The sequence below is a fragment of the Streptomyces sp. TM32 genome, from assembly GCF_004122755.1.
Taxonomy (GTDB): domain Bacteria; phylum Actinomycetota; class Actinomycetes; order Streptomycetales; family Streptomycetaceae; genus Streptomyces; species Streptomyces sioyaensis.
The window spans coordinates 1-10,491 of sequence record NZ_SDIG01000200.1 but is presented as its reverse complement, the minus strand read 5'-3'; the positions used below and the strand labels follow the sequence as shown (position 1 = coordinate 10,491).

Genomic DNA, 10,491 nt, shown 5'->3' with positions numbered 1-10,491 from the left:
TCCCCACCGTCCCCTCCGTCGTCCCTCGTGCCCACCCCCTGCCCGGACCTGAGGGCCCTCACCCCGGCCCTCGGCGATGCCGAACTGGCGGTCACCGCCGACGCGCTGGCGCTCGGCCAGTGGGCTCGGGTGCGCACCCTGCTCACCGGCACCGGCGCCGACTGGGATCTGCGCGGTCACCGATTAACCGTCCTGGCCACCTCTCCCGGCAGCGCCGCCTGGGCTGCCGACTGGCTGCTCGCCGAACCGGACAGCGGTGACGCCGCCACCCTCCTGGCGCTCGCCACCGTCCGGCTCGCGCTGCGCGGCGCGAGCAGCACCACGGCCGCCGCCCGGGCGTGCGCCACCGCCGCCGGGATGCTGCCCGACGACCCCACCCCCTGGCTCGGTGCGCTGATCCTCGCCCGCCGCTGCGGCACCCCGGACGGACAGGAGCACGCCTTCCGGCAGATCCGCGCCCGGCACCGCGACCACCACCACGCACACCACCTGATGACGGCCGCGCTGGCCGAACGGCAGCCGGACGGCGGCGACGGCCCCCGGCACCCGGCCCATGACTTCGCCGCCCGGGCCGCGGAACGTGCCCCCGCCGACTCCCCGCTCGCCCTGCTGCCCGTCGTGGCGCACGCCGAGCGCTACCGCGCGCTGGCCGCCGCGGGCCTGGCACCGTCCGACCCCGCGGACTCCGGTCACTGGTCCACCCGGCACGCCCATCAGGTCCTACAGGCCGCCTTCGACTGGTGGCTGGAGTGGGAGGGCGAGGACCATCCGCGCCGCACCATCGATCTCAACTTCCTCGCGCACGCCCTGTTCCACGAGGGACGGATGGCCGAGGCCGCCGCGCTCTTCCAGCGCATCGGCCCGCACCCCACCCGCGCCCCCTGGTCGTACGCGGGCCGCGACGCCGAGGGCGCGTTCCGGGCCGCCCGCGCCACCGCCCTGCGCCGCGCCGGGACGCCGCCGCCCGCTGACCCCGCGGCGCCGATGACTCCGACGCCGATGACGAAAGTCTGACGTCGGGGCCCGGACACTGGCCCCGGCGGTCGCGGGGTGTTCGAATCGAGGAATGACCAAGGAAGCGAATCCGGCCCGCGCGGCGGGCGGCGGCGAGGACGGGCGCGGCGCCCCCGTGGGCCGCCGCGTGCTGCTCGGCATGCTCGCCGCCGGTGCCGCCGGCGTCGCCGCGGCCCCCTTCCTCCAGCGCGCCTACGACGAGACGCTCGGCGCCGCCGCCCAGAAGGACCCCACCGGGCTGTCGGGTCTGCTCCCGGCCGGCGGCGGTTTCCGCTACTACTCGGTGACCGGCTCCGTACCGCCCAAGGACGCCCGCACCTACCGCCTCACGGTCGACGGCCTGGTCCACCACCGCACCAGCTACCGCCTCGACGACCTGCGCCGGATGCCGCAGACCCGGCTCGTGCGGGACGTCCAGTGCGTCACCGGCTGGCGGGTGCCCGGCACCCCCTTCGAGGGCGTCCGCCTCTCGGCGCTCCTCGACGCCGCCGGCGTCCGCCCCGAGGCCAAGGCCGTCCGCTTCACCTGCTTCGACGGCTCCTACAGCGAATCCCTCACCCTCGCCCAGGCCCGCCGGGACGACGTCCTGGTCGCCCTGCGGATGCAGGACACCCCGCTGGCCCATGCACACGGCGGCCCGGTCCGCCTCTATGTCGCGCCCATGTACTTCTACAAGTCGGCGAAGTGGCTCTCCGGAATCACCGTCACCGACCATGTCGCGCCCGGATACTGGGAGAACCTCGGATATGACGTCGATGCCTGGGTCGGCCGGTCGAACGGACGCGACGATGCCCCCACGACCTGACGGTCCGTCCGCGGCCGCCGCGGCCCGCCCCCGGGTACGGCGCTTCACCCCCGCCGAACACCGGGTCCATCAAGCCACCGCCGCCCTGATGGCCGTCTGCGTGCTCACCGCGGGCTGTCTCTACCTCCCCTTCCTCGCCGAACTCGTCGGCCGTCGCGCCCTGATGGTCACCGTCCACGAGTGGTCCGGCATCCTGCTGCCGGTGCCCGTGCTGCTGGGCCTCTTCTCCCGGGCCCTGCGCGCCGACCTCACCCTGCTCAACCGCTACGGCCCGCATGACCGTCGGTGGCTGACGGCCGCCCTGCGCCGCCGCGGGGGCCGCCAGGCCGGAAAGTTCAACGCCGGCCAGAAGCTCTATGCCGCCTGGATCGCCGGCGCCGTGCTGGTGATGCTCGGCACCGGCCTGCTGATGTGGTCCACCCTCCCGCAGGCGCTCGGCCTCGTCCGGGCGGGGACGCCCGTGCCCCTGGTCTGGCGCACCGGCGCCACGTTCGTCCACGACTGGCTCGCACTCGCCGTGATCCTCGTGATCGCCGGCCATGTCGGCAAGGCGTACGGCGATCCCGAGTCCCGCCGGGGGATGCGCACCGGCTCCGTCGATACGCAGTGGGCCCGGCGCGAGCACCCGCTGTGGCGTCATGGGGACGGGGAGCGGGACGAGAGGGGGGAGGGGGAACGGGACGGGCAGCACGACGGGACGTCGGGCGGGGAGCGCGACGGGGAGCACGACAGAGAGCACGACGGGAAGTGGCGCGGGCCGCGGGCCTGACCCGCCCTTGCCCGGATGACCTGCCGGGGTGTCAACTTCCTCCCGGTCCTTCGCAGAGAATCCTCTGCAGAGGACTCTCTGCGGTCCTACGCTGACGTCCATGACCGACCTGCGGCTCAGCCCCGAACAACTGGCGGCGCTGAACGCCGAGTTGGCCGAGGTCGTCGACCGGCACCGGGCGGCGGCGCGGTGCGCGTCCGGTGCCGGGGAGACGGACGGGCAGCCGGTCCTCGTCCAGCTGCAGTCCTTCCCGCGCAAGGAACGGGGCGAGCGATGAGCGGACTGCTGCGCCGGCACCGGGACTTCCGGCTGCTGTGGTGCGGGGAGACCGCGGGCAAGTTCGGGGCGGCCGTCACCAATGTGGCGATGCCGCTGGTGGCGCTGTCCACCCTGCACGCGTCCCCCTTCGCGGTCGGACTGCTCGGCGCCTGCGGCTGGCTGCCGTGGCTGCTCATCGGTCTGCCGGTCGGCGTATGGGTGGACCGGCTGCGGCGACGTCCCCTGATGCTGGGCGCCGCCGGTCTGTCGCTGGTGCTGTTCGCCGCCGTCCCGCTCCTCGCCCGGTCCGGGGGGCTCCCGCTCGGTCTGCTGATCGCCGTGGCACTGCTGGCCGGTGCGGCGGCGGTGGTCTTCCAGACCGCCTACAGCGCCTACCTGCCCACGCTGCTGGCCCCGGCCGACCGGGCCGAGGGCAACGCCAAGCTGCACGGCAGCGCCTCGGCGGCGCAGCTCGCCGGGCAGGGTGCGGGCGGCCTCCTCGCCCAACTCGCCGGTTCCGTCAACGCGTTGTCCGTCAACGCCGGCACCTTCCTGATCGCGCTGCTGTGTCTGCGGGGCATCCGGCACCGTGAGGCGCGCCCGGCAGCCCGTGTCCGCGGGCTGCGGACCCTGACCGCGGAGCTCGCCGAGGGGCTGCGGCTGGTCGCCGGCGATGTGTGGTTCCGTACGCTGACGCTCTTCGGCGCCGTCTCCAACCTCGCGCTCATGGGCTATCAGTCGATCGCGGCCGTCTTCCTGGTCCGCGAGGTCGGCCTGGCGCCCGGCTCGGTCGGCGGGCTGCTGGCGCTGGGCGCGTCGGGGGGTGTCGTGGGGGCCTTCCTGGCGCGCCGCGCCGCCGGCCGGTTCGGCACCGCCCGCGCCCTGCTGCTGTCCGAACTCGGGCTGTCCAGCGCCGCGTTGCTCATGCCGCTCGCCGTCCACGGCGCCGGGGCACTGCTCTACGTCGCGGGCAGCTTCGGCGTCAGCGCGGGGGTGGTGGCCGGCAACGTCCTCAAGGTGGGCTTCCAGCAGCGGTACTGCCCGCCTGCTCTGCTCGGCCGGTTGATCGCCGGCAGCGCCTTCCTCAACTACGGCACGCTGCCCCTGGGGGCGCTGCTCGGCGGGGCGCTCGGCTCGGCCCTCGGTGTCCGCCCGGCCATGTGGATCATGACGGCCGGTGTGCCGCTGGCCGCGCTGATCCTGGTCTTCTCACCGATCGGGCGCATGCGCGACCTGCCGGTACGCCCCGCGGAGGACGACCGGCCGGGGCCCGGTGCGCGCGGCCCGGAGCCGGCGGGGCGGGACGGCGTGAGGCCACTGCCGGGGGCCTGAGGCCGGCAGCCCGCGAGGCCGGCAGTCCGCGAGGCCGGGGACTTGAGACCGATGCGGCCGATGCGGCCGGGGGCCCGAGGCCGGGTGGCGGCGCGGGCGCCGCGTCACCCGGCCGGTTGCAGCGCCGGTGCGTCCGTGGCCGGCGGCGGCCCCACGGTGGGCAGTTCGACCTCGAAGCGGCAGCCCGCTCCGGCATTGCGCACCGTCGTCCGGCCCTCATGCGCCTCCACGATGCCGCGCACGATCGCCAGCCCCAGCCCGGCGCCGCTCTCGCCGTCCGCCCGGGGCGTGCGCGCCGCACCGCCGCGCCAGCCGGTGTCGAAGACCCGCCCCAGATCCTCCGGCGGGATGCCCCCGCAGCCGTCCTCCACCGCCAGCACCACCCGGCCCTGCTCCTGCCGTGCGCTGACCGCGACAGTACCGTCGGCCGGGGTCGCACGGATCGCGTTGACCAGCAGATTGCCCAGGACGCGGGTGATCTGCTGGGCGTCCACCCGCACCGGCAGCGGCACCACCCCGCCGGCCACCAGCCGCACCCCGCTCGCCCGCGCCAGCGGCCCGGCGCCCGCGAGCGCCTCGTCCACCAGGTCGTAGACCGACACCCGGGACAGCGTCAGAGCCAGCGCACCGGCCTGGATCCGGGCGAGTTCGAAGAGGTCGTCGACCATCGCGGCCAGTCGGTCCACCTCGACCCGCATCCGTGCGTGGTAGCGCGCGGTGTCCTCGGCGACCCCGTCCTCCAGCGCCTCGGCCATCGCCCGCAGCCCGGCGAGCGGGGTGCGCAGATCGTGGGAGATCCCGGCGATCAGCTCCCGCCGCGAGGCATCGAGTGCCCGCTCGCGCTCCCGTGCCTCCGCGAGCCGCCCGCTGGTCTCCTCCAACGCCCTTGACAGTGCGGCCAGTTCGGCCGTCGGTGACTCGGCCGGCGCCACGAAGCCGCCCTCGCTGCCGACCGTACGGGCCGAGCGCGCCAGCTCCTCGCTGCCCGCCGCGATCCGCCGCCCGAAGAGCAGCGCGGCCGCCAGCGACACCACTCCGGAGACGGCCACCACGGCCATCACCACGCCCAGGTCGTGCCCGGACAGGAACATCGCCTGGGCGACCGCCACCGTGCCCGCCGCCATCGCGGCCACCGCCAGCGCCGCCACCGCGAACAGCGACAGCGCGACCGAACGCCGCCGCAACACCCGTACCGCGGGCGCGGCGAGCAGTCCCGCCAGCGCCGCACCGAGCGCCGCCAGCGCCACGATGAGCAGGAAGTCCGTCATGACGGCAGACCGCCTTCCGGCAGCGGGCCGTCCGGTGGCGGCTCGCTCGGCAAGGGGTCGAAGCGGTAGCCGGCGCCCCAGACCGTCGTCACCAGTCGGGGCGCGGCCGGATCCGCCTCGATCTTCTCGCGCAACCGCCGCACATGCACGGTCACCGTGGACAGATCACCGAACTCCCAGCCCCAGACCCGGTGCAGCAGCTCGTCCCGCGAGAAGACCTGCCCGGGGTGGCGCATCAGGAAGACCAGCAGATCGAATTCGCGGGCGGTCAGGGAGAGTTCCCGCCCCGCGCGGGTGGCCCGCCGGCCGGCGGGGTCGGCGCTGAGGTCCCCGGCCCGCAGTACGGAGGCCGCCGACGCGGCCGGCGGCGCGGACTCCGCACGGCGCAGCACCGAGCCGATCCGCAGCACCAGTTCCCGCGGGCTGAACGGCTTGGTCACATAGTCGTCCGCGCCCAGCTCCAGGCCCGCGATGCGGTCCGCCTCCTCGCCGCGCGCGGTGAGCATCACCACCGGCACCGGGGGGCCGTCGGCGGACCGGCGCAGCCGGCGGCACACCTCCAGGCCGTCGAGGCCCGGCAGCATCAGATCGAGCACGACCAGATGCGGGCGGAGGTCCGCGGCCCGGTCGAGGGCGGCGAAGCCGTCGGCGGCGTGCGCGGTGGCGTAGCCGGCGCGGGAGAGATAGCCGGTGACGACCTCGGCGACGGTCGGATCGTCCTCGACGACCAGGACACGACGCGGCGGCCCGGGTGCGGGGACGGGCGGTGGCGCGGAGGGCGGCGTGGCGGGGTGCACGGTCAGCGTGCCGTTCCCGGGAGGCAGGTCATGGTGCCAGCCAACACCAGCACCCGCGGCGGCGGGCGACCGGGTCCGTATCCGTAAGACTCCGGTAACCGGCGGCGCAAGGCTCCGGTAACCCCGACGTAAGACTCCGGTACCCGGTGACGGTGTTCCCGTGCCCGCCACCGGGCGGGCCGCGGCGGCCCGGCGGATCAGCCCTCCAGCCCCTCCCGTACCCGCCGCGACACCGTGATCGCGTACAGATCGAGGACACCCGGCGGCTCCGCGAGGCCGGGGCCGCCGGCGCGGATCCAGGCGGCGATGTCCGCCAGTGCGTCGTCGTCGTTGACCAGCCCCAGCCAGACGGGCCGCCCGCCGGCCGCCCGCCCCGCGGCCGACGGCTGGACCACGACCACATTCGCCTGGTCGCAGACGTCCAGGCACTCCGAGGCCCGCACGGGCGCCGCGCCGTCCAGCGCTGCGCGCAACCGGGGTATCTGTCCGGCGTGGTCGACGCCCGGAATCTTGGCCGCATCGCCGCAGCAGCAGCCGCGGCACACGGTGACCCGGCACGGGGCCGCAGTGGCCGCCCGGCCGGCACGCTTATTGATCATTCGGTTCATGCTACGGGGGCAGCTCCGGCGCACGGGACGGGGATCCGGTCGCCGAGCGCACAAACGCAACGGAAAATGCGTTTGCGTTTTGATCCGTGCCCCCGTACCGTCATCCCCGTTCCATTGCCGCCGATCGGAGAAGGCCGTTGCTCGTCTGAGGTCCTGAGACACCGCGCCCGTAAGGGGCGGATCCGTCCTGTGCTCCCGGCATTCCGGAGCGGCGGATCGTGCCCGGCGCAGCCTGTCCGTGACCTCGGCGTACCGCAACCGCGTACCCCGGCGCACCCCCGCGTTCCCGGCCCGGTGTCTCCCCGCGCAGTCCCCGCCCTTCCACCCGCGCCCAGGAGACCCGTATGTCCATGCACCCCGCCTCCGCCTCCATCGTCTGCACCGGCCTCGACTTCGCCTGGCCCGACGGCAGCACCGTCCTGGAGAACTTCCCGCTGGCCATCGGCCCCGGCCGTACGGGCCTGATCGGCCTCAACGGGGCAGGAAAATCAACCCTGTTGAAGCTGATCGCGGGCGAGCTGACCCCGACCGCGGGCAGTATCAAGGTGGCCGGCGAGATCGGCTACCTCCCGCAGCACGCCCCGCTCGACACCCAGCTGCGGGTCGACGAGGTCCTCGGCATCGCCGGGGCCCGCGCCGCCCTGCACGCCATCGAGGGCGGCGACGCACGCGAGGAGCACTTCACCACCCTCGGCGACGACTGGGACGTCGAGGAGCGCGCCCGCGCCACCCTCGACCAGCTCGGGCTGCCCGGCATCGACCTCGACCGCACCATCGGCGAGGTGTCCGGCGGCGAGTGCGTCCTGCTGCGGCTGGCCGCCCTGCTGCTGCGCCGGCCGGACGTGCTGCTGCTCGACGAGCCCACCAACAACCTCGACCGGGCGGCCCGGGAGCGCCTGTACGCCGCGGTCACCGGCTGGTCCAAGGTGCTCGTCGTGATCAGCCACGACCGCGAACTCCTCCAGCTGGTCGACCGGATCGCCGACCTCCGCGACGGCGAGGTCCACTGGTACGGCGGCAACTTCCAGGCCTACGAACAGGCCCTGGCCGTCGAACAGGAGGCGGCCGAGCGGATGCTGCGCGTCGCCGAGGCCGATGTCCAGCGTCAGAAGCGCGAACTTGCCGACGCCCACGTCAAGTTGGCCCGCCGGGTCCGCTACGGCAACAAGATGAACGCCAACAAGCGCGAGCCGAAGATCGTCATGAACGAGCGCAAGAGGGAGGCCCAGGTGTCCGCCGGCAAACACCGCATCATGCACACCGAACGCCTCAAGGAGGCCAGGGAGCGCCTCGACGAGGCGGCCGAAGCGGTCCGGGACGACGACGAGATCCGCATCGACCTGCCGCACACCGCCGTGCCCCCGGGCCGCACCGTGCTCAGCCTCGACGCCCTGCACACCCCCTACGGCGCACCCGCCGACCTGGAGGTACGCGGCCCCGAACGGATCGCCCTGACCGGCCGCAACGGCTCCGGCAAGACCACCCTGCTGCGCACCGTCGCCGGCGAGATCCCGCCGGCCGGCGGCACGGTCCGGGCCCATGTCCCCTACCGCTTCCTGCCGCAGCGCCTTGATGTCCTCGACGAGGCGCTCACCGTCGCCGAGAACGTCGCCCGCTTCGCCCCGGACGCCACCCACAACCACATCCGGGCCCGGCTTGCCCGCTTCCTGTTCAAGGGGGCCCGCGCCGACCAGCCGGCCGGCACGCTCTCCGGCGGCGAACGTTTCCGTGCCTCGCTCGCCGCGCTGATGCTGGCCGAACCGGCCCCGCAGCTCCTGCTGCTCGACGAGCCGACGAACAACCTCGACATCGCGTCGGTCCGCCGGCTCGTCACGGCCCTGGAGTCCTACGAGGGCGCCCTGGTCGTGGTCAGCCACGATCTGACGTTCCTGCGGGAGATCGGCATCACGCGATGGCTGGCCCTTGAGGACGGCGAACTGACCGGCACGGCACCGTTGTAGGCGCCCGAACCGGTGTGGGGGGGCGGACTTCGGCCCTCCGCCCCCACACCGATCCGCCCACCGATCCGTCCCTCTCCCCCTTCAGAAATGCCGCAGCAACTCACCGAACGCCGACAGCCGCAGCACCTTCTCATCGGCCGGGTCGAGGTCGCCGTGCTCCAGCACCCAGGTGTGCTGATGGGGGATGAACACCGCATTGAGGCCGGCGGCACGGGCCGGCAGGATGTCCGACTTGGGGGAGTTCCCGATCATCCAGGCCGAGGACGGCACCAGGTCGTAGGCGCGGGTCAGCTCCTCGTACGTCGCGGTGTTCTTCTCCGCCACGATGTGCACGTCCCGGAAGTGCCGGGTCAGCCCGGACGCGGTGACCTTCCGCCGCTGCTCCTCGGTGTCGCCCTTGGTCAGCAACAGCAGTTCATGCCGCCGGGCCAGCTCGGCCAGGGTCTCGGCCACCCCGGGCATCAGCTCCACCCGTTCCCCGGCGAAGGCCGCCGCCCACCCGGAGATCCGCGCCGACTCCTCGGCCGTCGCGGCCCGCCCCCGCAGCTGTGCCACACACTGCCCGAGGCTGTGCAGGAAGACCTTGCTGCCGTAGCCGAGGGTCGCCGCGTTCGCCGCCTCGATCCCGTCGAGAACGCCCCGGACCCCGGCCCGGTCGAGTCCGGGAGTGGCGATCGGGGTCATCCACTCCAAGAACTCCTCGATCACCCGCTCGTAGATCACGTTGTTCTCCCACAACGTGTCATCCGCATCGAAGATCAACATCCGGCAGCACGCCCTTCTCCCACGTCACCGATCCGCGCACCCTACGCACGCACCGGCTCCTGCCGCACCGGAAATACGGCGCGGACGGGCCGTGGAATCTGCGGAACGGCGCCGCGCCAGAGGTCCTCACTCTCGCGGCAGCGCGCCGCCGTCCCACTCCGCCAGCCGCAGCCGGCTCTCGAACCGCCGGGACCGCCCGTCGACCGGATCGGTGAACTCCAGCACCCTGGCGAGCAGTTGGAGCGGCGCGGTGAAGTCGTCGGGGGCCGGGTCCCGGACGACCGGATAGACCGGATCGTGCCGGATCGGCAGCCCGAGGCCGTTCATATGGACCCGCAGCTGATGCGTACGGCCGGTCGCCGGCAGCAGCCGGTAGCGCCCGAGCCCACCGCGCCGCTCGACCAGCTCGATCCGGGTCTCCGCATTGGCCGCACCGGCCTCCTCGCGCGCGGCGATCACCCCGCGCTCCTTCACGATCCGGCTGCGCACCGTCATCGGCAGCGCCACCCGCCCGTCGTACGGCGCCACCGCCTCGTACTCCTTGCGCACCCGTCGCCCGCTGAACAGATTCTGGTACGCGCCCCGGTCCTCGGGCCGTACGACGAACAGCGCCAGCCCCGCCGTCAGCCGGTCGAGCCGGTGCGCGGGCTGCAGCGCGGGCAGCCCGAGCGCGCGCCGCAGCCGGGCCAGCGCGGTCTCGGTGATGTGCCGCCCGCGCGGGGTCGTGGCGAGAAAGTGCGGCTTGTCGGCGATCACGATCCGGTCGTCCCGGTGGACGATCCCCACCTCGAACGGCACCGGCACCTCCGGCGCGAAGTCCCGGTGGAACCACACGTACCGTCCCGGCACATACGGTTCGCCGCCACTGAGCACCCCGTCCGCCCCGACGAACCGCCCCGCCTCCAGCATCGCGA

General features: G+C 74.0%; 11 protein-coding genes. 6 read left to right on the top strand and 5 right to left on the bottom strand.

Going from position 1 to position 10,491, the window contains the following annotated elements; genetic code table 11:
* Positions 1-48 precede the first annotated feature (48 nt).
* The 5 genes from EST92_RS31420 (at position 49) to EST92_RS28330 (ending at position 4,178) form a co-directional block, all read left to right on the top strand.
* Complete coding sequence (locus EST92_RS31420) at positions 49-1,014, top strand: hypothetical protein (protein ID WP_254069074.1); 966 nt, start codon at positions 49-51, stop codon at positions 1,012-1,014.
* A gap of 52 nt (positions 1,015-1,066) precedes the next feature.
* Complete coding sequence (locus EST92_RS28345) at positions 1,067-1,819, top strand: molybdopterin-dependent oxidoreductase (protein ID WP_129283578.1); 753 nt, start codon at positions 1,067-1,069, stop codon at positions 1,817-1,819.
* The gene (locus tag EST92_RS28340) at positions 1,803-2,588 is read left to right on the top strand and encodes a cytochrome b/b6 domain-containing protein (protein WP_254069072.1); all 786 of its coding nucleotides are present in this window, start codon (positions 1,803-1,805) and stop codon (positions 2,586-2,588) included. Before EST92_RS28345 ends, EST92_RS28340 begins: the two co-directional genes overlap by 17 nt.
* Before the next feature lie 100 nt (positions 2,589-2,688).
* Positions 2,689-2,865, top strand: coding sequence for a hypothetical protein (locus tag EST92_RS28335; protein ID WP_216849134.1), 177 nt, complete (start codon positions 2,689-2,691; stop codon positions 2,863-2,865).
* Positions 2,862-4,178, top strand: a complete 1,317-nt coding sequence (locus EST92_RS28330; RefSeq protein ID WP_129283577.1) for an MFS transporter — start codon at positions 2,862-2,864, stop codon at positions 4,176-4,178. Before EST92_RS28335 ends, EST92_RS28330 begins: the two co-directional genes overlap by 4 nt.
* A gap of 104 nt (positions 4,179-4,282) precedes the next feature.
* On the opposite strand, the gene EST92_RS28325 is transcribed toward EST92_RS28330, so the two are convergent.
* The 3 genes from EST92_RS28325 to EST92_RS28315 form a co-directional block, all read right to left on the bottom strand.
* Positions 4,283-5,446, bottom strand: coding sequence for a HAMP domain-containing sensor histidine kinase (locus EST92_RS28325; RefSeq protein WP_129283576.1), 1,164 nt, complete (start codon positions 5,444-5,446; stop codon positions 4,283-4,285).
* A complete protein-coding gene (locus tag EST92_RS28320; RefSeq protein WP_129283575.1) occupies positions 5,443-6,243 on the bottom strand; it encodes a response regulator transcription factor in 801 nt (266 codons plus the stop codon). The genes EST92_RS28325 and EST92_RS28320 overlap by 4 nt, the downstream gene beginning before the upstream one ends.
* A gap of 197 nt (positions 6,244-6,440) precedes the next feature.
* Positions 6,441-6,842 (bottom strand): (2Fe-2S) ferredoxin domain-containing protein, encoded by a 402-nt coding sequence (locus EST92_RS28315; RefSeq protein WP_174244159.1) that lies wholly within the window; start codon positions 6,840-6,842, stop codon positions 6,441-6,443.
* A gap of 353 nt (positions 6,843-7,195) precedes the next feature.
* On the opposite strand from EST92_RS28315, the gene EST92_RS28310 reads away from it, so the two are divergent.
* The gene (locus EST92_RS28310) at positions 7,196-8,812 is read left to right on the top strand and encodes an ABC-F family ATP-binding cassette domain-containing protein (protein WP_129283574.1); all 1,617 of its coding nucleotides are present in this window, start codon (positions 7,196-7,198) and stop codon (positions 8,810-8,812) included.
* Positions 8,813-8,893: 81 nt separating this feature from the next.
* Here EST92_RS28310 and EST92_RS28305 read toward each other — a convergent pair whose 3' ends face one another.
* Positions 8,894-9,577, bottom strand: coding sequence for an HAD family hydrolase (locus tag EST92_RS28305; RefSeq protein WP_129283573.1), 684 nt, complete (start codon positions 9,575-9,577; stop codon positions 8,894-8,896).
* A gap of 126 nt (positions 9,578-9,703) precedes the next feature.
* Positions 9,704-10,491 (bottom strand): pseudouridine synthase (locus tag EST92_RS28300; protein WP_129283572.1); only part of this gene is annotated, 788 nt, incomplete at its 5' end.